Genomic DNA, 26,017 nt, shown 5'->3' on the forward strand with positions numbered 1-26,017 from the left:
CTCAGCCGAGGAGGCTCGGCCGCCCGCTGCGTTCGCTCCGCGAGGACCTGCGGAGCGACCGCGGCGGGCGGCGCGGGGCGCCCGGTTCACGCCTTCCCGCGCCGCCACAGCGCCGAGGGCCACCAGATGACCCGACCGAGGTCGAGGGCGAGGGCCGGCACCAGCAGGGTGCGGACCACGAAGGTGTCCAGCAGGACGCCGAGGGCGACGATGAACGCGATCTGGGCGAGGAACAGGATCGGGATCACCCCGAGGGCGGCGAAGGTCGCGGCGAGCACGAGGCCGGCGGAGGTGATGACCCCGCCGGTCACGGCGAGCCCGCGGACCACCCCGTCCCGCGTCCCGTGCCGCAGGGACTCCTCCCGCACCCGGGTCATGAGGAAGATGTTGTAGTCGATCCCAAGGGCGACGAGGAACACGAAGCCGTACAGGGGGACGGCGGGATCCGCGCCGGGGAAGCGGAACACGTGCTCGAACACGAGCGCGGAGATCCCGAGCGCCGTCGCGAAGGACAGCACCGTCGTGGCGATCAGCAGCAGCGGGGCGAGGATCGCGCGCAGCAGCAGCATGAGGATCACCGTGATCACCACGAGGACGATCGGGATGATCAGCGCGCGGTCGTCCACGGACGTCTCGTCCGTGTCCAGCGCGGTCGCCGTGGATCCCCCGACCAGGGCGGGCAGATCCTGCGCCGCGAGCTCGCCGCGCAGCTCGCGGACCGTCTCCTCCGCCGCGAGGGAATCCGGCGCGCTGGACAGCGTCGCCTGCAGCAGCACCTGCCCGTCGACGACGGTCGGGTCGGGGGCGGGGCTCCCGGGCGGGCCGAGGGGCTGGATCCCGTCGGCGGCCACCGGGGCGGAGCCGCTGGGGGAGTCCGCGGCGGTCACCGCGACGGAGTCGATGCCGTCGGCCGCGGCGAGCAGATCCGCCGTGGCCTGCAGGTCCGTCTCCGGGACCAGCACCTGGACGGGGGAGCCGGCACCGGCGGGGAAGTGCTCGCCGAGCGCGGCCTGCCCCTCGCGCGCGGAGGACTCCCCGAGCACCAGATCCGCCTGGGGAACCCCGTCGGCCTCGAGCTGGACCAGGCCGATCCCGCCGACGGCGAGGGCCAGCGCGGTCAGCACCCACACCGGGCGGGGGCGACGGCGGACGGCGCGGGCGATGCGCTCCCAGACGCCGTGGCCCGACGTCACGGTCTCGGCCCCGCCGTCGGAGGCGGCCCCGCCGTCGGAGGCGGACCCGCCGTCGGGCTCGGCCCCGCCGTCGGCCCCGGTCTCGAGCCGCGGCCGACGGGGCCAGAACGCCGTACGGCCGAGGAGCAGCAACGCGGCGGGGAGGAAGGTCAGGGCGGCCGCCATCGCGAACAGGATGCCGACCGCGGCGACCGGTCCGAGGGAGCTGTTGGAGCGCAGGTCGGAGAGCAGCAGGCAAAGCAGTCCCGCGATCACCGTGCCGCCCGAGGCGAGGACGGGCTCGATCGTGCCGCGCAGGACCCTCGTGGTGGCCGTCCAGCGGCTCGCGGTGCGGCGCAGCTCGTCGCGGTACCGGGCGACGTAGAGCAGGGAGTAGTCGGTGGCCGCGCCGATCACCAGGATGAACAGGATGCCCTGGGTCTGGCCGGACAGCAGCAGCACATCGGCGGCGGCCAGGTGCCAGATCAGCAGCAGCGCCGCGCACAGGGCGGACATGCTGGTGGCGAGCACGACGGCGGGCAGCAGCAGCGAGCGGTAGACCACCACCAGGATCAGCAGCACGGCAGCGAGGGCGACGCCGAGCAGCAGGCCGTCGATCCCGGCGAAGGCCTCGGCGAGATCGGCGGAGAAGCCCGCGGGCCCGGTGACGTACCCGGTGAGGCCCGGCGGCAGATCGGCCTCGAGCTCGGCCCGGATGGCGGTGGTCGCCTCGGCGAGGTCCGTCTCGGCGTCCAGCGGCACGAACACCTGGACCGCGAGTCCGTCCTCGGAGGTGATCGGCGGGGAGATGTCGCCGCGGACCTGCTCGAGCTGGGCCAGATCGGCGGTGGCCTGCTCGATCGCCGCAGAGGACTCCGCGTCGATCGCGGTGGGGGAGGTGATGACGATGATCGCGGGGATCGCATCGGAACCGGTGAACTCGGGGGCGAGCTGCGCGACGCGGGTCGCCTCGGAGGACTCGGGCAGATAGGCCGTGCGGTCGTTCGAGGAGACCTCGTCGACCCGCCCGAAGTAGGGGCCGCCGACGCCCGCGAGCGCCAGCCAGCCGACGATCAGCAGCGCCGGCAGCAGGATGCGCAGCGTCCGCGGGGCGCGGGGCAGGTCCCGGCGATGCCGATGCCCGCCGCTCTGCGGCGAGCCGGCGTGCGCAGAGGCTCCACCCGACGGGGCGCCAGGAGCGGCAGGGTCGGAGGAAGCGGGGGAAGAGGGCGAAGCTGGTGCGGAGGCGGAGTGCGGCATGGTGTGTCCCTTCGCGGACGGAGTCGGACCAGTCTCGCACACATTGCTAGCTTGGCTAGATATCTACCTCGTGAGAGATGTGGGGCTACCATGCCTCCCATGGCAGCGGACCCCGGGAGTGAGCGAGAGCGGACCGACCCCGACCTCGGGACGTCGCTGTTCAGCCTCGCGGCGAGCGATCCCCGCGGAGAGCTCGTGGACCGCAGCGGACTCGCCGACGAGGACGTGGCCCAGATCGACGCGGTCATGGCCGCTCTCGTGCGTCTGCGTGCCGCCGAGAAGGCGCTCGCCGAGGCGTCGCTGCGCTACATGGAGCTGGGCGAGACCGACATGCGGGCTCTGCACGTGCTGATCGTCGCCGGGAACAGGGGGACGCCTGCCACCCCCGGTTCCCTCGCGCGTGCCCTCGGGATCTCCACCGCCTCGACCACCAAGCTGCTGGATCGCCTCGAGCGGGCGGGTCACGTGCGGCGCGAGCCCCATCCGACGGACCGCCGCGCCACGGTGCTCGCGGTCGAGCCGTCGACCCGCGCCGCCGCCCTGCGCACGGTCGGGGCGCAGCAGGCCCGCCGGGTCGAGTCCGCTCGTCGGCTCGCTCCCGGGGAGCGCCGAGTCGTCATCGACTTCCTCGAGGACATGGCGCAGCGGCTCTCGATGGACGGGGTGGACTGGGCCGAGTCCGCGGAGGACTGACGCTCCGCCTCGGGGCTCAGCGCCGCAGGGAGCGGCCCCAGCCCGAGCGGGCGTGGAGCAGGGCGAGGGTCGCGAAGACCGGAGCGGCGAGCCCCAGCAGCACCATCGAGGGGATCGATCCGGTGGGCAGCGCCGAGCTGCCGAGCGCGATCGCGAGCCAGGCGACGGCGACCGCGCCGCACAGGATCGCGAGGCGGCGATGCAGCGAGCGGGCCCGGGGCCCGTCGGGATCGGCATTGCGAGGCATGAACTGCTCCTGCGGATCGGTCCGGCGTGACGGGACCATTCGACGGCACCCGTCGGCCGCGCGCCACGGGGAGGACTCCCCATCCCCCGGGGGACAGCCCCCAGAGGACGCGCCGCCGGAGGCCGAGCCGACCCCCAGGAACGACGAAGCCCCCTGGGTGACCAGGGGGCTTCGGTGTGGTGGCTCCGACCGGCGTCGATCCGGTGACCTTTCGATTTTCAGTCGAACGCTCTACCAACTGAGCTACAGAGCCGTGGCCGCCGTGGCGACCGAGGACCAGGGTAACAGCCCCGCGGGGCGTGCTCCCACCCGAGATCTCGCGGTGAGAGGCACGCCACGGCGGAGTGCTCAGGCGATGGTGATCAGGGCCTTGCCGAGATTCTCTCCGCGCAGCATCCCGACGAAGGCCTCGGGTGCCCGATCCAGTCCCTCGGTGACGTCCTCCCGGTACTGCACGTCGCCCGCGGCGACCCAGTCGCCCATGTCCCGCAGGAAGTCCTCGAACATGGTCGGCACGAACTCCCGCTGGATGAAGCCGCGCAGCGTGAGGCTGCGGGAGAGCACCTGGCCCATAAGGGCGCCGCTGCGATCCGGGCCCTCGGGCAGGGACGTGGCGTCGTAGCTCGCGGCGAGACCGCAGACGGGCACGCGGGCGAACTCGTTCAGCAGCGGCAGCACCGCATCCCACACCGCCCCGCCGACGTTCTCGAAGTAGACGTCGATCCCGTCGGGTGCGGCTGCGGCGAGTCGACCGGGCAGGCCCGGGGCGCGACGGTCCAGTGCTGCGTCGACGCCGAACTCCCGCAGCAGCGCCGTCTTCTCCTCTCCGCCGGCGATCGCGACGGCCCGCGCGCCCCGCAGGCGGGCGATCTGTGCGACCGCGGAGCCGACGGGCCCCGCCGCCGCGGCGACCGTGACGGTCTCGCCCGGCTGCGGTCGGCCGATCGCGAGCAGCCCCGCGTAGGCGGTGAAGTCGGGCATGCCCAGCACGCCGAGCGCCGTCGTCACCGGGGCGGCCGCGGGGTCCAGCCGCCGCAGCCCGGAGACGCGCTCGACGCTGAACTCCTGCCAGCCGCCGTAGCCGAGCACCAGGTCACCGGGGGAGAGGGAGACGTCGGCCGACTCGACGACCTCGGAGACGGTTCCGCCGACGATCACGTCGCCGAGCTGCATCGGCGCGGCATAGGAGCGTGCATCGTTCATCCGCCCGCGCACGTACGGGTCGAGGGAGACGTGCAGGGTGCGCAGCAGCGCCTCCCCGGGGCCCGATCAGCCCCAGCCCAGCTCGTGGAGGCGGCGATCGCTCAGCCCGAAGAGGTGCCCCAGCTCGTGCAGGACCGTCACCGCGATCTGCTCGACGAGATGCTCACGGCTCCGCGCCATCCGCTGCAGCGGCCCGCGGAAGATGAGGATCCGGTCCGGCTCGGCGTACCCCGCGAAGACGCTGCGCTGATCGAGTGGGATCCCGACGTACAGGCCGAGCAGCTCGGTCCCGTCGGCGTGCGCGTCCGGCTCCTCCTCGACGAGGATCGCGACGTTCGCCTGCGCGATCACTCGGGCGATCTCCTCGGGGAGCGAGTCCAGCGCGTCGTCGACGGCCTCCTCGAACTCCTCACGGCTGATGCGGATCATGCGCTCATCGAACCACGGGGCCCTGGGCGCTCCGGAGCGTCCCGGTCACGAGGTGGGCCGCCTCCGCTGCATGTCGCGTGCGCCGCATCGCCGGGGAACAGGGAGGCGGGCGAGCGGTGCGCGCGGCTATGCTCGTCCCTGGGCAGTTCCTGCCCCGGGCCCCCATCGTCTAGTGGCCCAGGACACCGGCCTTTCACGCCGGCGACACGGGTTCGAATCCCGTTGGGGGTACTGCTCTGCGGAGATGCGAGGCGGCTCACAGCCAAAGTGGTCGTGACCGCCAGGAAGCTCCGGTAGAGTTATCCGAGTCGAAAGGCCGAGAGGCAGATCGACGAGATTGGCCCTGTAGCTCAGTTGGTTAGAGTGCCGCCCTGTCACGGCGGAGGTCGCCGGTTCAAGCCCGGTCAGGGTCGCCCCCAGAGGAAGCCCCGGAACATCGTTCCGGGGCTTCTCGCATTCCCGGGGGCGGGAGCGCCGTCTCCGCGCAGCCCCCGCGGCCGTTACCGGCGAGTCATGTGCAGCTGTGTTCCGCGGAGGGAACACAGGCGCACTTGACCGGTGGGTAACGCGAGGTGAGGTTGGGTGGGGTGTGGGATGGAGGGCGGCCCGCGAGCGCGAGGCCCCGGGGGCGGCCCCCGCCCCCGCGGGTCACTCCGGGGCGGCGTCGAGGTCGCTGAGGCCGGCCTCGTGGGCGATGATCGCGATCTGCACCCGGTTGGTCGCATCGAGCTTCGCGAAGATCTTCGAGACGTGCGCCTTCACGGTCGCCTCGCTCATGAACAGCCGCATGCCGATCTGCGCATTCGACAGGCCTGCGCCGACCGCGCCGAGCACCTCGGTCTCCCGCTCGGTGAGCAGCTCCAGCCCGGGATGACGATCCTGGCGGCTGCCGGGGTTCGCCTCGGAGAAGTGGGTGAGCATCCGCCGCGTCACGGCGGGGGAGAGCATCGCGTCGCCGCCCGCGACCACGTGCACGGCACGGGCGAGGTCCTGGGGCGGGGTGTCCTTGAGGAGGAAGCCGCTGGCCCCGGCCTCGAGCGCCTGGAAGACGTACTCGTCCATGTCGAAGGTGGTCAGCATGATGATCTTCGGCGGGTTCGTCAGGGCGCTCACCGCGCGGGTCGCAGCGATGCCGTCGAGCTTGGGCATGCGCACGTCCATCAGCAGCACATCGGGCCGATGCTTGTGCACGAGCTCCACGGCCTCCGCGCCGTCGGACCCCTGCCCGACCACCTCGATCCCGGGATCGGCCCCGAGGATCATGGCGAGGCCCGCTCGCACCAGGGAGTCGTCATCGATCAGTCCCACCCGGGTCACGGTGCCGTCGGCCATGGGATCACCGCCTTCACTTCGAATCGTCCGTCGTCGGTGGGGCCGGACGTGATCGTCCCGCCCGCATGGGTCACCCTGGTCTCGATGCCCGACAGCCCCATCCGCGCCCCCGGCAGATCCGTGGTGAACCCCTTGGGGAGCACATTACTGATCTCGACCACCATGTCCGTCCCGGGCTCGCCGATCAGGGCGACCCGCGCCCTCGTGTGCAGGGCGTGCTTGTGGATGTTGGTGAGCCCCTCCTGCACGACGCGGTACACGGTGCGGGCCAGGGCGTCCGGCACCGGGTCGTCGATGAAGTCGAAGAGGTCCACCGAGATCCCGGCCTCCTGCGAGGTGACGACCAGGCGCCGCACGTCCTCCCAGGTGGGCTGCGGGGCCAGCGGCGCCTCCTCGCCGTCGCCGCGGAGCACCCCCAGCACCTCCCGCAGCTCGGAGAGGGCGGTCGTGGCCGTCTCCCGGATGAGCGCTGCGGACTGCTGGACCTGCTCGCGGTCGAGCGAGGGGTTCACCTCGAGCGCCCCCGCCTGCAGGGCGACCAGGGAGATCTTGTGGGCGACGATGTCGTGCATCTCGCGGGCGATGCGCGTGCGCTCGGCCCGGCGGGCCTGGTCCTGGGCGACGGCCTGCCCCGACTCGGCCTGCTCCGCGCGCTGGCGCAGCTGGGCCAGGAGCATGCGCCGCGTCGCGGTGTACATGCCGGTCGCGGCCGAGGCCGCGACGATCAGCACGGTGAGCGCGGCCCCCGTGGCACCGACGAGCTGGTCGTCGCCGAGCTCGGTCCAGGAGAGCGGAGCGAGACCGGAGAGGGCCGCGAGCACGGCCACCAGGAAGGTGGGCAGGCGGCGCGGGGAGCGGGTCGCGTAGCAGTAGGGCACCACGACCAGCAGCACCACCGACCAGGCGAACGCGTTGAGCACCAGCAGGACCGGGAGCAGCCAACGCCAGTGCCGGTGCCGCCACAGCAGGGCCACCCCGCCCACGCCGATCGCCGCGGACTGCAGCAGCCCGACCCACGAGCCGGCGAGCAGCGCGGAGATCACCGTCTCGGCGAGCACGGCGACGAGCAGGAGCACCTCCTGCCAGCGTCTGCGCTCCGGCGCCCCGAGTTCGTCCACGTCCGTCAGCATAGCGGCGCTCACCTGCGCCGATCGGCGCAGCGGGGACCGACGATGGTCGACTCCTCCGCTGGCCCTCGGGCCCTGGGCGCGCCCGGCGCCGGGGCCGATCGTGGAGCTATGACCTCCAGTACCGCCGTGCCCCTCGAGGTGCGGGGCCTCGTGAAGAGCTACGCCGGCCGCGTCGCCGTCGACGAGCTCGGCTTCCACTGCCGCCCCGGGACCGTCACCGGGCTCCTCGGCGCGGACGGCGCGGGCAAGACCACGACCCTGCGGATCCTCACGGGACTCACCGCCGCCGACCGCGGCGAGGCCCTCGTCGGCGGCCGCCGCTACCGGGACCTGCCGCGGCCCGGGCGGACCCTCGGCGTGATGCTCGATGCGCGCTCCCTGCACGGCGGCCGCACCGGGATCGAGACCCTCCGCCTCGCTGCCCGCACCGTCGGCGTCCCCGCCGAGCGGGCGGAGGTCGTCCTGGAGCAGGTCGGGCTCGAGGAGGCCGCGACCCGCCGGGTCTCCGCCTGCTCGCCCGGCATGCGCCGGCGGCTCGGGATCGGGGTCGCGCTGATCGGTGACCCCGCCGCCCTCGTGCTCGACGAGCCCGCGAACGGCCTGGACCCCGACGGGATCCGCTGGATGCGCCGCCTGCTGCGCTCCTTCGCCGACGCCGGCGGCACCGTCCTGGTCACGAGCCATCAGCTCCGGGAGATGCAGGCCGTCGTCGACCGCCTGGTGGTGATCTCCCGCGGGCGGCTCGTGCGCGAGGGGACCCTCGAGGAGATCAGCCTCGAGCGCGGGACCCGCGTCGCCTCGACCGACATGCCGGCGCTGCGGGCGGCGCTCGACCGCCACGGCATCGCCTCGGAGCCGCGCCCCGACGGGCAGCTCGAGGTGTCCCTCGCTGCCGAGGACATGGGCCGGCTCGCCCTGCGCGAGAAGCTCGTCCTCACCGCCCTGGGCGACCCCGATCATGCGGGGCTCGAGGACGATCTCCTCGCCCTCACCGCGCCGACGGGGGCGCTGCGGTGAGGCCCGATCTCGACCTCCGCGCCCACCTCGACACCCGCTCGGGCGGTCTCGTGCTCGCCCTCTCGTGCGCGCTGATCGCACTGGTGGTCACCACCGCGGGCCTCGCCCAGCCGTTCCTCTCGTCGGCCCGCGTCTCCGAGGCGGGGCTCACCCTCGTCGCCGCCCGGTCGGCGCTCGGCCTGGTGCTCCCCGTGCTCGCGGTGACGGTCATCGCGGGCGGCTGGTCCGACGGGTCGATCCAGCAGAGCGTCCTGCTCCGCCCCGGTCGCCTCGGGCTGCTCGGCGGGCGGCTCCTGGCGGGTGCGGGCCTCGGCGCGGCGGTGAGCCTCCTCGCGCTGCTGCTCTCCCTGCTGATGACCTGGGCGGGCGGGACGCTGCTCGGGGACGGCGCCGACTTCGCGCAGGTCGGCGGGATGCTGCGGGACTTCGGCGCGGTGCTCGCGGCGCAGCTCCTGCTCGGCCTCGCCGCGGGGGTGCTGCTGCAGTCCGTGCCCGTCGCCCTCGTCGTCGCGATCGCGCTGCCGATCCTGACCGCCCTCGCCGACCCCCTCGCCGCCGTCACCGGCAGCGACATGCTGCGGACGCTGCTGCGGGCGCTGGATCTGCCCGGCGCCGCCCTCGCCGCGGTCTCCGGCACGGCGGGCGCCCCGGAGGTCGTGGCCGTTCTGCTCCTGGCGGTCGCGCCGCTCGCCGTCGGCGCCCGGCGCTGGTGCCGCCGCGAGATCCCCTGACCCGGCGCGGGCCGGGGTCGGCCTCTAGGATGGCGCTCGCCCCGCGCACCCCTTGGCAGGAGACCCACGCATGCCCCGTCCCGCCGCTCGCCGTCGTCGGCTCGCCTCCCTGCTCGCCGTCGCCGCCGCCGGAGCGCTCGTGCTCGGGGGGTGCACCCGCGGGGCGGACCCCGGGGCCTCCGACGGAGGCGGACAGGAGACCGGCGGCGAGACCGCCACCGCGTCCGGCGGGCCCGGGCTGACCGCGGTGGGCGCCTCCCGCGCCGCGGACCTCCCCGCGGATCCCGCGACCGATCCCGCCTACGCCGCGTACTACGCGCAGGAGATCGAGTGGGGCGAGTGCGAGCAGGCCAACGACCCCCGCAAGGAGTGCGGCACCCTCACCGTCCCGCGGCTGTGGGACGACCCGTCGGCCGGCGACCTCGAAATCGCGGTGGCGCGCATCCCGGCGACCGGCGACGGCGGGAAGGCCCTGGTCATGAATCCCGGCGGGCCCGGGGCGTCCGGCACCGACTACGTCGACACCATGGCCACGCTCGTCTCCCCGCAGGTGATGGAGACCTACGACCAGGTCGGCTTCGATCCGCGCGGCGTGAACGGCTCCGAGGGCCTGGACTGCCTGAGCGATGCGGAGACCGATGCGTACCGCGCCGACACCCTCACCGCGACCGACCCGGCGGAGATCCGGGCCGGGGTGCTCGAGGGGGCGGAGCGGCTCGCCGCCGGCTGCGAGGCCGACGACGCCGAGCTCCTGCCCGCCCTCGACACCGCCTCCGTCGCCCGCGACATGGACGTGCTCCGTGCGGCGCTCGGCCAGGAGAAGCTGGACTACTTCGGGTACTCCTACGGCACCTTCCTCGGCGCGCTCTACGCCGAGCAGCAGCCCGGGCGCGTGGGCCACATGGTGCTCGACGGCGCGGTCGACCCGACCCTCACCCTGGACGAGTACGCCGCGGGGCAGGCCGACGGCTTCCGCCGCGCCCTCGACGCCTTCCTCGCCTCGTGCCTCGCCGCCGGCACGGACTGCCCCTTCGAGGGGGACGCCGACGCTGCCCTCCAGCAGCTCGCGGACCTGCTCGCCGACATCGACGCCGAGCCCCTGCCGACCTCCGACCCCGACCGCCCGCTGACCGGCGCCCTCGCCCGCTCGGCCCTCATGAGCCTGATGTACTCGGACTCGCTGTGGGAATTCGGCCGCTCCGCGCTCGCCGACGCGGCCGACGGCGACGGCACGCAGCTGCTGACCTTCGCCGACCAGTCCGCGCAGCGCCGCTCGGACGGCAGCTACCGCACGAACTCGAACGAGGTCATGTCCGCGATCAGCTGCCTGGACCGCCCCGCGGTCGCCGATCCCGCCTGGCAGGACGAGCGGGCCGCCGAGCTCGCCGCCGCCGATCCGGTGTTCGGGCCCGGCTTCGCCCACTCCGGGACGGCCTGCTCGGTATGGCCCGTGCCGCCGCTGCGGGAGAGCGCCCCGATCAGCGCCGCGGGCGCCGGGCCGATCCTGGTCCTGGGCACGACGGGCGATCCCGCGACCCCCTACGCCTGGTCCGAGTCCCTCGCCGGGCAGCTCGAGGGCGGGGTGCTGCTGACCTTCGAGGCGAACGGGCACACGGCCTACGGGCGCTCCGGCGGCTGCATCGAGCAGCACGTGGACCGCTACCTGCTCGACGCGGCGGTGCCCGAGGAGGGCACGGTCTGCTGACGGGGCCCGCGCTCCTCCCCACGCCGGTCGGGGCGGGGGCGGTCAGGGTGACGCGGATCGCGGCGGGACGCTTTGCGCCCGTCGCCCGGCCTCCCGTACAGTGATCCGGTCCGCCTGCGTGCAGGCGACGCCGCCTTAGCTCAGTCGGTAGAGCGATTCACTCGTAATGAATAGGTCGCGGGTTCGATTCCCGCAGGCGGCTCCACAGGTCAGGCCCGGTTCCCCCGAGGGGGACCGGGCCTTCCGCGTCCCCCGGTCTTCCGCGTCCTTCGGGCCTCAGGCGCTCGGCTGCGGGGGCTCGACGAGTCCGCGCTCGAAGGCCGTGAGCGCCACCTGCAGGCGGGAGCCGCAGTCGAGCTTCGCCATGAGGGAGGAGATGTGCGACTTCACCGTCGACTCCGAGAGCGACAGGGCGCGGGCGATCCCCGCATTGGACTCCGCCCCGCACAGCAACGTGAGCACCTGCATCTCCCGCGCGGTGAGGCACAGCTCGGCGATGAGGTCCTCCGCCGACGGCGACGTCCGCACCCCGCGCGGCCGGTAGGCGCCGGGTGACGCCGCGAGGCGCGCGGCGAGCTCGGGGGTGATGACGGTGCCGGCCTCGGAGCGGGCGGCGCGGATCGCGGCCGCGAGCGCCTCGGGGGAGGAGGACTTCAGCAGGAACCCGGCCGCGCCCGCGCCGAGGGCGCGGCGCAGCTGCTCGTCGGTCGCGAAGGTGGTCAGCATGACCACCGTCGTCCCCGGGTGCCGCTCGCGCACGAGACGGGTCGCGTCGATGCCGTCCATCCCCGGCAGGGCGAGATCCATCAGTACCAGCTCCGGCGGGTCCGCGGCCAGGACCTGCAGCGCCTCGTCGGCGGTGCCGACGGACGCCACCAGCTCGAGGTCGTCCTCGCGGGACAGGTAGGCAGCGAGGGCGGAGCGGACGATCGGGTCGTCGTCGCAGAGCATCACGGTGATCATCGGGAGGGGGTCCTCTCGTCGGAGGCGGGGACGGTCAGGCGGGTGAGGAAACTGCGTCCCTCCTGGCGGGCGGCGAGGGTGCCGCCGATCGCGGTGAGGCGCTCGCGCATGCCGTCGAGTCCGGCTCCACCGCGCGGGCCGCGCCGGTCCGAGGCCTCCACACCGTTCCACACGGCCAGGTCGACCTCGGGCCGGGGCGGGCCGGGACGTTGCTCGACCATCACCGTGACCGGGGTGCTGCGGCTCGCGTGACGGACGAGGTTCGCGCGGATCTCGCCGAGGCAGCGGCGCAGCACGCCCGTGCGGTCCACCAGCTCGAGCTGCTCGGAGTCGATCGCGAGCCGGGCGGCGAAGCCCTCCTCGGCGAGCTGCGTGCGGAACTCCTCGAGCAGGGCGGTGACCGAGGGCTCCGCGTCCCGTCGGGCGGGAAGCGGCCGCTCGTCCTCCTCGCGCAGGCTGTCCAGCAGCCCGCGCAGCTCCTCGGCGGCATCCCGGGAAGTGGTGGCGATGCGGGCGAAGTCGGCGGCGTCGGGTGCCGCGACCCCCTCGCGCCGGCTCGCGTTCTCGGCGAGCATCACCACCTGGGTCATGGCCCGCACGCCCGTGTCGTGGAGCTCGCGCGCGATCGCCCGACGCTGCTCGGCGAGATCCGCGATGCGGCGCTCCCGCTCGGCGAGGGCGCGGTCGAGCATCGTCCGGCCCCAGGTGCCGGCGAGCACCGCGGCGGTCAGCACGACCACCCGCAGCATAGTCTCCGAGACGATGTACTCCGGGGACGAGCCGCGCAGCGCGGCGCCGATGACGGGCGGGCTGACCAGCCACACGGAGAGCAGGATCGAGCACAGCAGGCGCCCGTGGGCGGCGCACGAGACGATCGCGACGAAGCTGGCGATCAGGCCCGTGCTCGCGGGGGCGGGCGTGTGGCCGATCCCGGCGGTGAGGACGAGGGCGATGCCCGCCGAGGCCAGCAGCGGCCGGTGGAGGGAGAGGCCGGCGGCGAGGCTCAGCAGGACGCCGACGACCACCGCGCGCGTGCTGGCCCAGGAGGCCAGCGGCAGGACGGCCACGAGCATGAGGCCGGAGAGCGCGGCGCTGACCGCCCAGCCGCCGAGGCGGGGGGCCATGAACCAGGCGCGGCCGCGAGCGGCCGGGGGCGGCGGCGCGGCGCGGGGGTCGATCACCGGTACAGGCTAGCGCCGCGGGGTCCGACGGACAGGGTCCTCATCACCGGGCGAACTGGCCCCACCCGTTTTCTTGATCTTGTCCAGAGAATAGCGATAGGGTGGCGGCATGCCGAGCATCGACCACACCGCCGCCCTCCGGGGCGCCGGTCTGCGCGTGACCGCTCCGCGGCTCGCGACGCTCGACGCGGTCACCGAGCATCCGCACGCCGATGCCGACACGATCGCCCAGGCCGTCCGCGAGCGGCTCGGCACCGTCTCGCGGCAGGCCGTCTACGACGTGCTCAACGCGCTCTCCGATGCGGAGCTGCTGCGGCGGGTGTCCGTCGGCGGCCGCAGCATGCAGTACGAGCTGCACCGGCACGACAACCACCACCACCTGGTATGCCGCGAGTGCGGCCGCCTCGAGGACGTGCCCTGCGCCGTCGGCGCCGCGCCCTGCCTGCTCCCGCACGAGGACCACGGCTTCGCGATCGAGGTCGCCGACGTCGTCTACCGGGGCCTGTGCTCCGACTGCCTCGCCCGCCACGGGGCCGAGAGCGCCCCCGCTACCGCCTGACCCCCTGAGCTGCCGACCGTCGGTGCCGCAGGACCCCCAGCCACCCGTCCGTCAGATGTTCGTGACACCCGTCAGGAACTCCGCCGAATCCAGGAGAAGATGATGACCGAGTTCGACCCGTCCCTCCCGTCCACGACCGAGTCCGGAGCGCCCCGCGAGTCCGACGCGCACTCGCTGAGCGTCGGCGCCGACGGCCCGCTCATGCTCCACGACGTCGCCCTCGTCGAGAAGCTCGCCCGCTTCGATCGCGAGCGCATCCCGGAGCGCAGCCCCCACGCGAAGGGCTCTGGCGCCTTCGGCGAGCTCGAGATCACCGAGGACGTCTCGCAGTACACGAAGGCCGGGCTGTTCCAGAAGGGGACGAGGACCCCGATGCTGGCCCGCTTCTCGACCGTTGCCGGTGAGCTGGGCTCGCCCGACACCTGGCGGGACGTGCGCGGCTTCGCGCTGAAGTTCTACACCCAGGAGGGCAACTTCGACATCGTCGGGAACAACACCCCGATCTTCTTCCTGCGCGACCCGATGAAGTTCCCCGACTTCATCCACTCCCAGAAGCGCCTGCCCGACTCCGGCCTGCGCGACAACACCATGCAGTGGGACTTCTGGACCCTCTCCCCGGAGAGCGCCCACCAGGTCACCTACCTCATGGGCGACCGCGGTCTGCCCAAGACCTGGCGCCACATGAACGGCTACTCCTCCCACACCTACCTGTGGGTCAACGAGGCCGGCGAGAAGTTCTGGGTCAAGTACCACTTCCTCACCGAGCAGGGCCTCGAGTTCCTCTCCAACGAGGAGGCCGGGGAGCTCGCGGGGTCCGACGCGGACTACCACCGCCGCGACCTCTTCGAGGCCATCCAGGGCGGCGACTTCCCCTCCTGGAAGCTCGAGGTCCAGGTCATGCCCTACGAGGAGGCCAAGACCTACCGCTTCAACCCCTTCGACCTCACCAAGACCTGGTCGAAGAAGGACTACCCGCGCATCCCCGTCGGTCGGTTCACCCTGAACCAGAACCCGACCAACCACTACGCGCAGATCGAGCAGGCCGCCTTCAGCCCCTCGAACACCGTGCCCGGCACGGGCGTCTCCCCGGACAAGATGCTGCTGGGCCGCGTCTTCTCCTACCCGGACGCGCAGCGCAACCGCCTGGGCACCAACTTCAACCAGCTGCCCGTGAACCGCCCGGTCGTCGCCACGAACTCGTACGACAAGGAGGGCGCGATGCAGTTCCTCCACAGCGGCGACGCGCCGGTGTACGCGCCGAACTCCTTCGGTCGCGCGTACCAGGACGAGCAGGGGCCGGTCGACAACGGCTGGGAGGCGGACGGCGCCATGGTCCGCTCCGCCTACACCCTCCACGCCGAGGACGACGACTTCGGCCAGGCCCACACCCTGATCCGCGAGGTCATGGACGAGGCGGCCCGTCAGCGTCTCATCGAGACCGTCTCCGGCGCCCTCTCCACGGTCCAGGAGCCGGTGCTCTCGAACGCCTTCCAGTACTGGAAGAACATCGACCAGGAGGTCGGCGCGGCGATCGAGGCGGCGGTGACGGCCGGCCGCGAGGAGCAGGTCCCCGGCGCCGATCCGGTCGACGAGTGATCCGAGCCCTCGGCTGAACGACGGCGGCCCGCCTCCTCCGGGAGGCGGGCCGCTGTCGTTGGTCGGCGCGTTGGCCGGGGCGTCGGTCGGGGTCGGGCGCTCGGAGGAGCGGCCCGTCGTTCAGACCACCAGCACGTCGCTCGGGGAGGAGAGCAGGAGCCGCTGCACGGTCAGCCCCAGCAGGTGCCGGGCCAGGTCGTTCTGCCGACGGATGCCGAGCACGAGCACCTCGGCCCGCTCCTCGGAGACGACGCGGAGCAGCACGTCGGCGATGTCCTCGTCGGTGCGCTCCTGACGGATCTCGACCCGGACACGAGCCTGGCGCAGCTGGTCGCGGGCGATCTCGAGCTGCTGCTCGTCGGCATGGCGGGGGTCGTCCTCGACCCCGTCCCGCACGACGTTGACGACCACGAGGGGGCCGCCGCGCAGCTCGGCCTCGGTGCGGGCCGCCGCGAGCGCGGCGAAGCCCACCTCGGTGGGGATGAATCCGACGACGACCGCCATGTGCACTCCTTCCGGCCGGGACCCGACCCCTCGAATCCTACGGGCACCCGACCGTCGCCGGGGCCGCGCCGGTCCCGGCCCTCAGATCCCGGTGGGGGAGTCGGGGGAGGGCTCGTCGGAGCGGCGCTGGCCCGAGAGCGCCTGGATCTCGTCCATGATGCGTGCCGTCATGAGTCGGCGGCGCAGCCCCTTGGAGGCGGCCGGGTCGAGGTCGGAGAAGTCGATCGGGGCACCCACGCGGATGCTGACGGAGCCGCGGCGGGCCCGGCCGGGCCCGAAGAGCTCCTGGGTGCCCTTCACCCCGACGGGGATCACGGGGCAGCCGGACTCGAGGGCGAGCCAGGCCGCGCCCTGCTTGCCGGGGTGGAGCAGGCCGTCCTTGGAGCGCGTGCCCTCGGGGTAGATGCCGAAGCCGTTGCCGTCCTGCAGGATCGAGAGCGCCGCCTGCATCGCGCCCTTGCCGGAGGCGAGCGCCTCGCGGTCCACCGGCACGGCCTCGACCTGGGTGAAGAAGAAGCGCAGGATCGCCCCGAGGGGACCCTTCTGCGTCCACAGCGACTCCTTGGCCACGAACCGCACCTTGCGCGGCATGACCACGGGGACCAGGAAGCTGTCGACGTTGGCCAGGTGGTTCGACGCGATGAGGAAGCCGCCGGTGCGCGGCACGTTCTCGAGGCCGGTGACCCGGGGATTCCAGACCAGACGGACGAAGGGCCGCACGAGTCCGCGGGCACCGAAGTAGAAGGCGTTGGACACTGACGTTCTCCTGGGTGGGGCGAGGCTGCGCCCCACGATAGCCGCCGCTTTCCGCCGGTCGTCCGGACGCCCACGTGGCACCGCAGGTGGGGGCGGGAAGGACCCGGGCCCGTGTGGTAGAACAGGCATGCGTCGGCCGCCGATCCGTGGCGCGCCGACGGCGGTGCGCGCGCCGGACCGGACGGTCCGCCGCAGCGCCCCGGTCCTGGATCCCGAGGAGCCCTCGATGCCGAAGATCGTCAACATCGCCGTGATCGGCGCCGGAACCATGGCGCAGGCGGTGCACCTGCCCGTGCTGCGTCGGCGCTGGGACCGCTTCTCCATCGCCGCGCTGGTCGACCACTCCGAGCGCCGTCGGCGCGAGTCGGCCGAGTCCTGGGGCCTCCCCGAGGAGAAGCGGTACGAGGACGTCGCGGCGCTGATCGCCGCGATCCGCGCCCGCACCGTCACGATCGACGCCGCGGTGCTCTCGACCGACGGCCTCCATGTCGAGGACCTGCTCGCGCTCCTGCGCCGCGGCATCCCGGTCCTGGTCGAGCCGCCGCTGGGCTACTCCGCCGAGGAGATCGACCGGGTCGTCGAGTTCGAGCGGCTCACCGGCCGGAGCCTCGTGATGATGGCGTACCCGCAGCAGTACGACGAGTCGGTGGCGCGCATCGCCGAGCAGATCGCGGTCAAGGACGTGCGGATGGTCGACCACGAGGTGCTCATGCCCGCCAGCCAGCCGCTGTTCGGTGGCGCGCACGTGACCACCTCCGCCTACGACCTGCCCTCGGAGGTGCGGGCCGAGCGGCGCAACGCGCTGCAGGCCGCGGTGAAGGCCGGCTCGGGGGAGGCCGCCACTCAGCGCGACCGGGACCTCTACGTCAAGGGCCTGCTGACCGGGGTCGCCCACCAGATGGCGGTGCTCGAGGCGGTCTACGGGCCGATCGCCCGCCTGAGCGCGGTGCGCCAGTGGCCGAAGGGCGTCATCCCCGGCTCGCTCGAGATCCTCGGCGAGCTCGAGGGCGGGGCCCATGTGCGGCTCGTGTGGCACTACCTCCCCTTCGCGCCCGAGTACGCGGAGCGCTTCTCGGTGCTCTCCGCGCGCCGTCGCCTGCTCGTCGAGCTGCACGCCCCGTCCCACGGCGATCGCCGCTCGACGCTCTCGCTGCGCGAGAAGAAGTCCGGCGTGGTGCAGGAGCTCGAGACCGTCGCCGGGCTCGGCTCGGCCGAGGCGATGTGGGAGGCCTTCCACCGTTTCGTGGAGAAGGGGGAGGCCCCGATCGCCGGCACCCGCTCGGCCCTCGCCCAGGTGACGCTGCTGCGGGAGGTCCTCGCCGCGGTGGTGGAGGCCGACGGTCGCAGCCTCGAGGCGGATCCGGAAGAGGAGCTGACGGCGGAGGAGTCCGTGGCGGAGCGCCCGGCGGGGGCGCCGGTCGTCGTGGCCGACTCCGACCCCGCGCCCGACTCCGACTCCGACCCCGCGCCCGAGTCCGACCCCGCGCCTCGGGCCGAGGCGGCGCCCGCGTCGGATGAGCCCGCCCCGTCGGAGCCGTCCCCGGCTGACACGGACGAACCCGCCGCTCCCGCCGCCGCCCCGCTCCCGCCCGAGCACACCGGCGAGATCGTCGACGTGTGGTCCGTCGAGGAGCCGCGCGACCCCACACGCTGACCGCAAGGCCCGGCGACCGCTCGCCGCCATGCCGCTCGACCCCCGCCGCCCTCGGGCCGCGGGGGTCGCGTCGTCTCCGGGCGTTGTCCCCGGGATCGTCCGCGCTGTCCCCGGACCGTCCGGGAGCGCCGTCCCCCGACCGTCCGGGAGCGCCGCGCCGCGACACGCCCGGGCGCTCTGGGGACACGCCGGGGACGGACTGTGGGACACGCCGGGGGACACGCCGGATCGACCCGAGATCGGAGTCATATCCGGACCTCCGGGAGGCTCGGATCGGCACTCTGCGCGGTCCGTCGTCCACCGGCCCGGAGGGCTGTCGGACCCCTCGTCCACACTGGTTTGTGCACGGTGCCTCGGCGTTCGTGCGGGGAGGGCGTCGTCCGTCCCCATCGGTCCCGATCCGTCCACAGTCCGTCAACAGCGCGTTGTGGATGACAGTGTTGTAACTCAGTACATCTTGTGGTCGCTGCGTCGACCCACCACTAGGTGTAGTGTTGGAGAGGTCGCGGCGGTCCGGTCCTCACCGATCTTCACCGATCCTCACCGGGTCCGTCCGGGGAACCGCCACCGCATCGGGAACCATCGATGCGGAGGCGGGCGGGCACTCCCGGAGCGCGGCGACCAGGCTCCTCGCGAGCCGCTCACAACTCCCTGCACGTCTCCGACACTCCCCTTCCACGCGCCGTCGGCGCGGCGCTCGAGAAAGGCCACCTTCCCGTGGACATCACCGTGTACTCCAAGCCCCTCTGCGTGCAGTGCGATGCCACCAAGCGCGCCCTCAACAAGGCCGGCGTCGCCTACGACGTCGTCGACATCACCGAGGACGCCGAGGCCCTCGCGCGCATCAAGTCCATGGGCTACGTGCAGGCCCCCGTGGTCATCACCGGGCAGGACCACTGGTCCGGCTTCCGCCCGGACAAGATCAAGGCGCTCGCGGGCGCCGGCGCCGAGCAGCGTCGCGCCACCGCGATCTGATCCGGCCGCGGGAGGCGTCGGCGTGACCCGGCTCGTCTACTTCTCCTCGGTCTCGGGAAACACCCACCGCTTCGTCGAGAAGCTCGGGATGCCGGCCTCGCGCATCCCGCTCTACGCCCAGGACGAACCCCTCGTCGCCGACGAGGAGTTCGTCCTGGTGGTCCCGACCTATGGCGGGGGCAACGGCCGCGGCGCCGTGCCCAAGCAGGTCATCAAGTTCCTCAACGACGAACGCAACCGGTCCCTGATCCGGGGCGTCATCAGCGGGGGCAACACCAACTTCGGGGAGGCGTACTGCCTGGCGGGGGACATCATCTCCGCCAAGTGCAGCGTCCCCCACATGTACAGATTCGAGCTGTTCGGAACCCCGCGCGACGTCCAGCGGGTCCACGACGGATTGGAAGAGTTTTGGCGACACTGACCGAGATGCCCCCCCTCGAGCACAACAAGCAGCTCGATTACCACGCGCTCAACGCGATGCTGAACCTCTACGGAGCGGACGGCAAGATCCAGTTCGAGAAGGACCGCCTCGCCGCCCGCGAGTACTTCCTGCAGCACGTGAACCCCAACACGGTGTTCTTCCACTCGCTGCGCGAGAAGCTCGACTACCTCGTCGAGAACAAGTACTACGAGCCCGAGGTCCTCGAGCGCTACAGCTTCGACTTCATCAAGTCGCTCTCCGAGCAGGCCTACGAGAAGAAGTTCCGCTTCCCGACCTTCCTCGGCGCGTTCAAGTACTACACCTCGTACACGCTGAAGACCTTCGACGGCAAGCGGTACCTCGAGCGTTTCGAGGACCGCGTGGTCATGGTGGCGCTCACCCTCGCCGAGGGCGACGAGCAGCTGGCCCGCAACCTGGTCGACGAGATCCTCGACGGCCGCTTCCAGCCGGCGACCCCCACCTTCCTCAACGCCGGCAAGGCCCAGCGCGGCGAGCTCGTCTCGTGCTTCCTGCTGCGCATCGAGGACAACATGGAGTCGATCGGCCGCTCGATCAACTCCGCGCTGCAGCTGTCCAAGCGCGGCGGCGGCGTGGCGCTGCTGCTCTCGAACATCCGCGAGTACGGCGCCCCGATCAAGCACATCGAGAACCAGTCCAGCGGCGTCATCCCCGTGATGAAGCTGCTCGAGGACTCCTTCTCCTACGCGAACCAGCTCGGGGCCCGCCAGGGCGCCGGCGCCGTGTACCTGCACGCGCACCACCCGGACATCCTGCGGTTCCTGGACACCAAGCGCGAGAACGCGGACGAGAAGATCCGCATCAAGACCCTCTCGCTCGGCGTCGTGATCCCCGACATCACCTTCGAGCTCGCCAAGAACAACGAGCCGATGTACCTGTTCTCCCCGTACGACGTGGAGCGCGAGTACGGCAAGCCCTTCGCGGACGTCAACGTCTCCGAGGTCTACCACGAGATGGTCGACAACCCGCGGATCGCGAAGAAGAAGATCAAGGCCCGCGACTTCTTCCAGGTCCTCGCCGAGATCCAGTTCGAGTCCGGCTACCCGTACATCATGTTCGAGGACACCGTGAACCGCGCGAACCCCATCGCCGGCAAGGTCACCCACTCGAACCTGTGCTCCGAGATCCTGCAGATCTCCACGCCCTCGACCATGAACGTGGACCTCAGCTACGACGAGCTGGGCCGGGACATCTCCTGCAACCTGGGCTCGCTGAACATCGCCAAGACCATGGACTCGGCGGACTTCGCGCGCACCATCGAGACCGCGATCCGAGGCCTGACCTCGGTGTCGGACCACTCGGACATCGAGTCGGTGCCGACCATCGCCGAGGGCAACCGCCGCTCGCACGCGATCGGCCTGGGCCAGATGAACCTGCACGGCTATCTCGCCCGCGAGGCCATCCACTACGGCTCCGACGAGGGCCTGGACTTCACGAACATGTACTTCTACGCGGTCACGTACCACGCCATCAAGGCGTCGAACCGGATCGCGAAGGAGCGCGGGGAGACCTTCTACGACTTCGAGAAGTCGACCTACGGCACCGGCGCGTACTTCGACAAGTACATCGACCAGGTGTGGGAGCCCCGCACCGAGAAGGTCCGCGGCCTGTTCGAGAACTCCTCCGTGCACCTGCCCACCCAGGACGACTGGAAGCAGCTGCGCGAGGACGTCCGCGCCCACGGCATGTACAACGCCTACCTGCAGGCGGTGCCGCCCACCGGCTCCATCTCCTACATCAACCACTCGACCTCGTCGATCCACCCGATCGTCTCCAAGATCGAGATCCGCAAGGAGGGGAAGATCGGCCGGGTCTACTACCCCGCGCCGTTCATGACCAACGACAACCTCGAGTACTACGAGGACGCGTACGAGATCGGCTACGAGAAGATCATCGACACCTACGCCGAGGCCACGAAGCACGTGGACCAGGGCCTGTCGCTGACGCTGTTCTTCCCGGACACCGCGACCACGCGCGACGTCAACAAGGCGCAGATCTACGCCTGGCGGAAGGGCATCAAGTCGCTCTACTACATCCGCCTGCGCCAGATGGCGATCGAGGGCACCGAGGTCGAGGGCTGCGTCAGCTGCATGCTCTGATCCGAGCTCCCGGCCGACGGCCGACGCTCACGCCGACGGGCGGGTCTCCCTACGGGGAGGCCCGCCCGTCGGCGTTCCGGGTCTCAGGCGCGGCGGGCCGGGGACCGCTGCGCGTCGTCCGACGAGCCGATCGCCGCGCTCAGCGACCACAGGCCCCCGTAGAGCACGCCCGCAACCGGCCAGACCACCCAGGTGATGCCCCAGTCCCCGGTGAGGAAGCTCCAGCCCAGGAAGATCGCAGCGGCGACGGGCCAGTACAGTGCGGCGATCGCGCGGATCGCGGGGGAGCTGCTGGTCGCGGCGAGATCGTCCTCATCGGCCTCCTGCAGCAGGGCCCCGGCGGCGGTCTCGGACCAGCCCGAGCGCAGCACGACGAACAGGCCGAGAGCGACCATCGCGAGCGTCCCGCACACGCCGTAGAGCGGAGCCGTCGAGTCCGGGGCGGACAGCACCCCTGCGAGGATCACCGGCACCGCGGCGAGGATCCACAGCAGGATCGCCGCGCCGAGGGCGAGGGCGCGCTCGCGACGATGCTCCCGGCGCAGCGAGGAGGCGAGCTCCCGCACCGCCGGGGTGAGGGTGAAGCGGCCCTCGGTCACCTCCGCGTGCTCCTCCATCCGACTGCCGTGGAGCACCAGGAGCAGCACGCCACCGGCGACGAGCACCAGCAGCGTGGTCAGTCCGACGCCGAGCGCCCAGCCCGTCGGCGACTCTCCGCTGACGGCGATGAGGAACAGCAGCGGCAGCGCGGCGAGCACGAACATCGGGATCGCGACGGCCGGGACCCAGCGGCCCCGGCGCATCGCCTCGACGTACCGCTCGGCCTGCTCGCGGTCGAGGACGGGGTCCGCCGCGGGCTGCGCGCCGCCGGAGCCGCCGCTGAGCTCGGCGCCGATCCCGAGCTCGGCGGCGACCTCCTCGAGGCTACCGAACTCGGCGATGACCGCGCCGACGGCCTGGGACTCGGTCCGGCCGGCGTCCATCAGCGCCTGCTGCTGGTCCTCCATGAGCGCCCGCAGCTCGGAGCGCGCCTCGCGCATCCGGGGAGTGTCGGGATAGGGGGCGAACAGGGTGTCGAGGTAGGAGTCGATGACGGTCATGACGGGGACGGTCCTTCCGTGAAGCGGTCGACGAGCGCTCGGGTGCTGCGCCATTCGGTGCGCTTGGCCGCGAGCTGCTCGCGGCCCGCGGGGGTCAGGGAGTAATAGGTGCGGGGCTTCCCGGAGGGGGAGAGGTCCTCCCGGGAGGTGAGCAGGCTCTGGCCCTCGAGGCGCTTCAGCGCGGTGTACAGGGTGGTCTGCTTGATGGCGTACTCGCCGCGGGACCGCTCGGTGAGGATCCGGGAGATCTCGTAGGCGTAGGAGGGGTCCTCCTCGAGGACCGCGAGCAGGATCAGGTCGATGTGACCGCGGATCGCATCCGCTCCGATCATGGGCTCCTCCCCTCTCTGTGTTTCGCCCAACGTACTACGGCACGCGTAGTACGGCAAGAGGGCAACGTCGGCTGCCCGGGCCCGTTCAGCGGGGGCGCCCGGCGGGACGGAGGTCCCGATCTCGCGGGCCACGGCGCCGACGACGCCACATCATGTCGTGGTGTCGGCGCGCCTCGACCACTACATGTGGTGGTCGCCCGCCTACGGTGAGGCCACCGCCCCGCGAGGGCGGCCGCCCGGGACCCCTCCCGGGTCTCTCCCCACTCCGACCCCGTCGTCCCAGGAGTGATCCCATGCCCACCACCCCGCAGTCCGCCCTGCCCGCCGCTGCGTCCGCCCCGCCCGCCGCTGCATCCGCGGCGGATCCCGTCCCCGCGCGCACCCTCGTCGACCCCGTCGCGACGATCACCGAGTACGTCGACCGCGCCGACTGGCGCGTCAACGCGAACGCCAACCAGGGCTACTCCGTCGGCGGCCTGATCCTCAACGCCGCCGGGAAGATGATCGCGAACCACTGGCTCGACGAGGTGTTCAGCCCCGCGGCGGGCCGCGCGCACCGCGAGGGCGACCTGCACATCCACGATCTCGACATGCTCACCGGCTACTGCGCCGGCTGGTCGCTGCGGGCCCTGCTCGAGGAGGGCTTCACCGGCGTCGGCGGCGCGATCGGCTCGCGCCCGCCGCGGCACCTCTCCTCCGCGTGCGGCCAGATCGTAAACTTCCTCGGCACCCTGCAGAACGAGTGGGCGGGCGCCCAGGCGTTCTCCTCCTTCGACACCTGCCTCGCACCCTTCGTGCGCCGGGACGGACTCACCTACGAGGAGGTCCGCCAGGAGATGCAGCAGCTCATCCACGACCTCAACGTCCCCAGCCGCTGGGGCTCCCAGTGCCCGTTCACGAACCTCACCTTCGACTGGACCTGCCCGGAGGACCTCCGGGCGCTGCATCCGGTCATCGGCGGGGAGGAGCAGGAGTTCGCCTACGGCGACCTGCAGGCCGAGATGGACCTGATCAACCGTGCCTTCCTCGAGGTGATGAGCGGGGGCGACGCCGACGGCCGCGCCTTCACCTTCCCGATCCCCACCTACAACATCACCCCTGACTTCGACTGGGAGGGCGAGAACGTCGAGGCGCTGTTCGCGATGACCGCGAAGTACGGCCTGCCCTACTTCCAGAACTTCCTGAACTCGGACCTCGACCCGGGGATGATCCGCTCGATGTGCTGCCGGCTCCAGCTGGACCTGCGCGAGCTGCTCAAGCGCGGCAACGGCCTGTTCGGCTCCGCCGAGCTGACCGGTTCGATCGGCGTGGTCACCGTGAACATGGCGCGGCTCGGGCACCGCTTCGCCGGCGACGAGGCGGCCCTGATCGCGGAGCTCGACCGCCTGCTGGAGCTCGGGAAGGACACCCTCGAGCGGCGCCGCGCCACGGTGCAGGAGCTGATGGACGGCGGACTCTACCCCTACACGAAGCACTACATGGGCCACCTCGGGAACCACTTCTCGACCCTCGGGGTGAACGGCATGAACGAGATGGTGCGGAACTTCTCCGGGGACCGGCATGACCTCCGCGACGCGGCGGGCCAGGAGATGTGTCTGCGGATCCTGGACCACGTGCGCGCGCGCATGGTGCAGTTCCAGGAGGAGACCGGGAACCTCTACAACCTCGAGGCCTCGCCCGCCGAGGGGGCCACCTACCGCTTCGCGAAGGAGGACCGGGCCCGCTACCACGGCATCCTCACCGCCGGCACGGCACAGAACCCGTATTACACGAACTCCTCGCAGATCCCCGTCGACACCACCGAGGACCCCTTCGAGGCGCTCGAGCTGCAGGAGGAGCTGCAGGGGAAGTACACCGGAGGCACCGTGCTGCACCTGTACCTGCAGGAGGCGATGAGCTCACCGGAGGCGTGCCGGGAGCTGGTGCGGCGGGCGCTGACCCGCTTCCGCGTCCCGTACCTGACGGTCACCCCCACCTTCTCGATCTGCCCCGTCCACGGCTACCTCTCCGGGGAGCATCCGCGGTGCGAGCGGTGCGGGCAGGAGTGCGAGGTGTGGACGCGGGTGATGGGCTACTTCCGCCCCGTCGCCTCCTTCAACATCGGCAAGCGCGGCGAGCACGAGCAGCGGCGTTTCTTCACCGAGCAGGCCGCCGCGGCGGCGCTCGCGTGAGCGGGGGCCGGGCCGGGGCGGGGGAGCTGCAGATCGCCGGTCTCGTGCCGCTGTCCACCGTCGACTGGCCCGGCCGCCTGGTCGCGACCGTGTTCTGCCAGGGCTGTCCCTGGGACTGCAGTTACTGCCACAACCGCGCGATCCTCGATCCCACCGTGCCCGGTCAGGTGCCGCTCGCCGCGCTCCTCGACCTGCTGCGGCGGCGTCGCGGGCTGCTCGACGGCGTCGTGTTCAGCGGGGGAGAGGCCACCCGGCAGCATGCCCTGCTGCCGGCCGCCGCGGCGGTGCGGGCGGCAGGCTTCGCCGTCGGGCTCCACACCGGCGGCGCGCATCCGGCGCGGCTCGAGGCGCTGCTCGCGGCGGGGCTGGTGGACTGGGTGGGCTTCGACGTGAAGGCCGTTCCGGCCGACTATGCCGCGCTCGTCGGCCGCGCGGGAGCCGCCGAGCGGGCAGGGACGTCGCTCGCCCTCCTGCAGGCCTCGGGCGTGCCCCATGAGCTGCGCACGACCCTCACCCCGACCCTCCTGCCGCAGCTGCCCGAGCTGCTCGAGCATCTCGCCGAGACCGGTGCCCGTCAGCTCGTGCTGCAACGGGCCCGGGCCGACGGCGCCGCCCCCGCCCTCGCGGCCGAGCTCGCCCGGGTGCCGGACTGGCCGGAGGCCTTCGCCGCGGCGGCCGCTGCGGCCCGAGTCCGGGGCCGGGACCTGGGGATCGAGGTCGGCGTGCGATAGACCCGGCTGCGCCGGGG

The 26,017-nt window shown here is 72.4% G+C and carries 24 protein-coding genes, 4 tRNA genes and 1 pseudogene; 15 read left to right on the plus strand and 14 right to left on the minus strand.

Annotated features, from left to right (window positions below; translation table 11 throughout):
- Positions 1 to 86 precede the first annotated feature (86 nt).
- Positions 87 to 2,432 (minus strand): MMPL family transporter, encoded by a 2,346-nt coding sequence (locus V1258_RS06545; RefSeq protein WP_329748905.1) that lies wholly within the window; start codon positions 2,430 to 2,432, stop codon positions 87 to 89.
- 99 nt (positions 2,433 to 2,531) lie between these two features.
- Between V1258_RS06545 and V1258_RS06550 the strand changes: the two genes are divergently transcribed.
- Positions 2,532 to 3,125 (plus strand): MarR family winged helix-turn-helix transcriptional regulator, encoded by a 594-nt coding sequence (locus V1258_RS06550; RefSeq protein ID WP_329748906.1) that lies wholly within the window; start codon positions 2,532 to 2,534, stop codon positions 3,123 to 3,125.
- 16 nt (positions 3,126 to 3,141) lie between these two features.
- On the opposite strand, the gene V1258_RS06555 is transcribed toward V1258_RS06550, so the two are convergent.
- From V1258_RS06555 to V1258_RS06575, 5 genes and pseudogenes are all read right to left on the minus strand, one after another.
- On the minus strand, positions 3,142 to 3,372 hold the full coding sequence (locus tag V1258_RS06555; protein ID WP_329747343.1) for a hypothetical protein: 231 nt from the start codon (positions 3,370 to 3,372) through the stop codon (positions 3,142 to 3,144).
- 177 nt (positions 3,373 to 3,549) lie between these two features.
- Positions 3,550 to 3,625, minus strand: a tRNA-Phe gene (locus V1258_RS06560).
- Between the two features lie 95 nt (positions 3,626 to 3,720).
- On the minus strand, positions 3,721 to 4,353 hold the full coding sequence (locus V1258_RS06565) for a zinc-binding dehydrogenase (RefSeq protein WP_329748943.1): 633 nt from the start codon (positions 4,351 to 4,353) through the stop codon (positions 3,721 to 3,723).
- A 66-nt stretch (positions 4,354 to 4,419) separates the two neighbouring features.
- Positions 4,420 to 4,626 (minus strand): annotated as a pseudogene (locus V1258_RS06570) (NADP-dependent oxidoreductase); the annotation flags it as partial.
- Between the two features lie 15 nt (positions 4,627 to 4,641).
- On the minus strand, positions 4,642 to 5,004 hold the full coding sequence (locus V1258_RS06575) for a metallopeptidase family protein (protein WP_329748907.1): 363 nt from the start codon (positions 5,002 to 5,004) through the stop codon (positions 4,642 to 4,644).
- Positions 5,005 to 5,162: 158 nt separating this feature from the next.
- Between V1258_RS06575 and V1258_RS06580 the strand changes: the two genes are divergently transcribed.
- Both V1258_RS06580 and V1258_RS06585 read left to right on the plus strand, forming a co-directional pair.
- Positions 5,163 to 5,235 (plus strand) — tRNA-Glu (locus tag V1258_RS06580).
- Positions 5,236 to 5,343: 108 nt separating this feature from the next.
- Positions 5,344 to 5,417: transfer RNA gene (locus V1258_RS06585), tRNA-Asp, on the plus strand.
- 235 nt (positions 5,418 to 5,652) lie between these two features.
- Here the strand turns inward: V1258_RS06585 and V1258_RS06590 are convergent.
- Entirely contained in the window at positions 5,653 to 6,336 is a 684-nt protein-coding gene (locus V1258_RS06590; RefSeq protein ID WP_329748908.1) for a response regulator transcription factor, read from the minus strand.
- On the minus strand, positions 6,318 to 7,454 hold the full coding sequence (locus V1258_RS06595; protein WP_329748909.1) for a sensor histidine kinase: 1,137 nt from the start codon (positions 7,452 to 7,454) through the stop codon (positions 6,318 to 6,320). The genes V1258_RS06590 and V1258_RS06595 overlap by 19 nt, the downstream gene beginning before the upstream one ends.
- 120 nt (positions 7,455 to 7,574) lie before the next feature.
- Here V1258_RS06595 and V1258_RS06600 point away from each other — a divergent pair, with 120 nt between their 5' ends.
- From V1258_RS06600 to V1258_RS06615, 4 genes are all read left to right on the plus strand, one after another.
- Positions 7,575 to 8,483: an ABC transporter ATP-binding protein gene (locus tag V1258_RS06600; RefSeq protein ID WP_329748910.1), complete on the plus strand. Its 909-nt coding sequence runs from the start codon at positions 7,575 to 7,577 to the stop codon at positions 8,481 to 8,483.
- A complete protein-coding gene (locus V1258_RS06605) occupies positions 8,480 to 9,214 on the plus strand; it encodes an ABC transporter permease (protein WP_329748911.1) in 735 nt (244 codons plus the stop codon). The genes V1258_RS06600 and V1258_RS06605 overlap by 4 nt, the downstream gene beginning before the upstream one ends.
- A 70-nt stretch (positions 9,215 to 9,284) precedes the next feature.
- Positions 9,285 to 10,919, plus strand: a complete 1,635-nt coding sequence (locus V1258_RS06610) for an alpha/beta hydrolase (RefSeq protein ID WP_329748912.1) — start codon at positions 9,285 to 9,287, stop codon at positions 10,917 to 10,919.
- A gap of 129 nt (positions 10,920 to 11,048) precedes the next feature.
- Positions 11,049 to 11,124: transfer RNA gene (locus tag V1258_RS06615), tRNA-Thr, on the plus strand.
- A 71-nt stretch (positions 11,125 to 11,195) separates the two neighbouring features.
- On the opposite strand, the gene V1258_RS06620 is transcribed toward V1258_RS06615, so the two are convergent.
- Together V1258_RS06620 and V1258_RS06625 are read right to left on the minus strand one after the other, a co-directional pair.
- Positions 11,196 to 11,882, minus strand: a complete 687-nt coding sequence (locus V1258_RS06620) for a response regulator transcription factor (protein WP_329748913.1) — start codon at positions 11,880 to 11,882, stop codon at positions 11,196 to 11,198.
- The gene (locus tag V1258_RS06625; RefSeq protein ID WP_329748914.1) at positions 11,879 to 13,063 is read right to left on the minus strand and encodes a sensor histidine kinase; all 1,185 of its coding nucleotides are present in this window, start codon (positions 13,061 to 13,063) and stop codon (positions 11,879 to 11,881) included. The genes V1258_RS06620 and V1258_RS06625 overlap by 4 nt, the downstream gene beginning before the upstream one ends.
- Before the next feature lie 109 nt (positions 13,064 to 13,172).
- Here V1258_RS06625 and V1258_RS06630 point away from each other — a divergent pair, with 109 nt between their 5' ends.
- Together V1258_RS06630 and V1258_RS06635 are read left to right on the plus strand one after the other, a co-directional pair.
- A complete protein-coding gene (locus V1258_RS06630) occupies positions 13,173 to 13,622 on the plus strand; it encodes a Fur family transcriptional regulator (protein ID WP_329748915.1) in 450 nt (149 codons plus the stop codon).
- A 102-nt stretch (positions 13,623 to 13,724) separates the two neighbouring features.
- Positions 13,725 to 15,218 carry a catalase gene (locus V1258_RS06635; RefSeq protein WP_329748916.1) on the plus strand — a complete coding sequence of 498 codons (1,494 nt, stop codon included), beginning with the start codon at positions 13,725 to 13,727 and terminating at the stop codon, positions 15,216 to 15,218.
- A 120-nt stretch (positions 15,219 to 15,338) separates the two neighbouring features.
- On the opposite strand, the gene V1258_RS06640 is transcribed toward V1258_RS06635, so the two are convergent.
- Together V1258_RS06640 and V1258_RS06645 are read right to left on the minus strand one after the other, a co-directional pair.
- Positions 15,339 to 15,722, minus strand: a complete 384-nt coding sequence (locus V1258_RS06640; RefSeq protein ID WP_329748917.1) for a universal stress protein — start codon at positions 15,720 to 15,722, stop codon at positions 15,339 to 15,341.
- 81 nt (positions 15,723 to 15,803) lie between these two features.
- Positions 15,804 to 16,478: a lysophospholipid acyltransferase family protein gene (locus V1258_RS06645; protein ID WP_329747356.1), complete on the minus strand. Its 675-nt coding sequence runs from the start codon at positions 16,476 to 16,478 to the stop codon at positions 15,804 to 15,806.
- Positions 16,479 to 16,704: 226 nt separating this feature from the next.
- On the opposite strand from V1258_RS06645, the gene V1258_RS06650 reads away from it, so the two are divergent.
- The 4 genes from V1258_RS06650 (at position 16,705) to nrdE (ending at position 21,666) form a co-directional block, all read left to right on the plus strand.
- A complete protein-coding gene (locus V1258_RS06650) occupies positions 16,705 to 18,132 on the plus strand; it encodes a Gfo/Idh/MocA family protein (protein ID WP_329748918.1) in 1,428 nt (475 codons plus the stop codon).
- Positions 18,133 to 18,849: 717 nt separating this feature from the next.
- Positions 18,850 to 19,107 (plus strand): glutaredoxin-like protein NrdH, encoded by a 258-nt coding sequence (nrdH, locus tag V1258_RS06655; protein ID WP_329747358.1) that lies wholly within the window; start codon positions 18,850 to 18,852, stop codon positions 19,105 to 19,107.
- 22 nt (positions 19,108 to 19,129) lie between these two features.
- The gene (nrdI, locus tag V1258_RS06660; protein ID WP_329747359.1) at positions 19,130 to 19,528 is read left to right on the plus strand and encodes a class Ib ribonucleoside-diphosphate reductase assembly flavoprotein NrdI; all 399 of its coding nucleotides are present in this window, start codon (positions 19,130 to 19,132) and stop codon (positions 19,526 to 19,528) included.
- Positions 19,529 to 19,533: 5 nt separating this feature from the next.
- Positions 19,534 to 21,666, plus strand: a complete 2,133-nt coding sequence (nrdE, locus tag V1258_RS06665) for a class 1b ribonucleoside-diphosphate reductase subunit alpha (RefSeq protein ID WP_329748919.1) — start codon at positions 19,534 to 19,536, stop codon at positions 21,664 to 21,666.
- Positions 21,667 to 21,749: 83 nt separating this feature from the next.
- Here the strand turns inward: nrdE and V1258_RS06670 are convergent, their stop codons facing one another.
- Together V1258_RS06670 and V1258_RS06675 are read right to left on the minus strand one after the other, a co-directional pair.
- Positions 21,750 to 22,766, minus strand: coding sequence for a permease prefix domain 1-containing protein (locus V1258_RS06670; protein WP_329748920.1), 1,017 nt, complete (start codon positions 22,764 to 22,766; stop codon positions 21,750 to 21,752).
- A complete protein-coding gene (locus V1258_RS06675) occupies positions 22,763 to 23,098 on the minus strand; it encodes a PadR family transcriptional regulator (protein WP_329748921.1) in 336 nt (111 codons plus the stop codon). The genes V1258_RS06670 and V1258_RS06675 overlap by 4 nt, the downstream gene beginning before the upstream one ends.
- Before the next feature lie 293 nt (positions 23,099 to 23,391).
- Between V1258_RS06675 and V1258_RS06680 the strand changes: the two genes are divergently transcribed.
- Positions 23,392 to 25,269, plus strand: a complete 1,878-nt coding sequence (locus tag V1258_RS06680) for a ribonucleoside triphosphate reductase (RefSeq protein ID WP_329748922.1) — start codon at positions 23,392 to 23,394, stop codon at positions 25,267 to 25,269.
- Positions 25,266 to 26,000: an anaerobic ribonucleoside-triphosphate reductase activating protein gene (locus V1258_RS06685; RefSeq protein ID WP_329748923.1), complete on the plus strand. Its 735-nt coding sequence runs from the start codon at positions 25,266 to 25,268 to the stop codon at positions 25,998 to 26,000. The genes V1258_RS06680 and V1258_RS06685 overlap by 4 nt, the downstream gene beginning before the upstream one ends.
- Positions 26,001 to 26,017: the final 17 nt, after the last annotated feature.

The organism is Brachybacterium sp. J153, from assembly GCF_036311905.1.
Lineage (GTDB): Bacteria > Actinomycetota > Actinomycetes > Actinomycetales > Dermabacteraceae > Brachybacterium.